Annotated in this window: 1 protein-coding gene; it reads right to left on the minus strand. The window is 67.8% G+C overall.

Annotated elements, in window-relative coordinates; all coding sequences use genetic code 11:
• Positions 1 to 258: IS3 family transposase (locus IG99_RS43890; RefSeq protein ID WP_158973402.1), on the minus strand; the 258-nt coding region annotated here is incomplete at both ends.

The following is a 258-nucleotide window of genomic DNA, read 5'->3' on the forward strand; positions in this document are numbered from 1 at the left end:
GAGACCCGCCAGCCCTGCCTCACCAGCCTGATCCAGATCTTCGGCGAGCCGTAGGTGCCGCCGGACGTCTCGAACTCTGCCTTCACCGCTTCGATCAGGCGCTGTCTGCGCAGCTCACGTCGGGTGGGCTGACGGGTGCGGTGCTTGTAGAACCAGGATTCGCTCACGCCCAGGGCGCGGCAGGAGACGCGGTGCGAAATGCCGTGCTCGGTCCTGAAGTCGCTGATCACCCCGACGACGGACGCCGGGTCCGCCACG

This window comes from Streptomyces griseus subsp. griseus (assembly GCF_000720255.1).
Taxonomy (GTDB): domain Bacteria; phylum Actinomycetota; class Actinomycetes; order Streptomycetales; family Streptomycetaceae; genus Streptomyces; species Streptomyces griseus_I.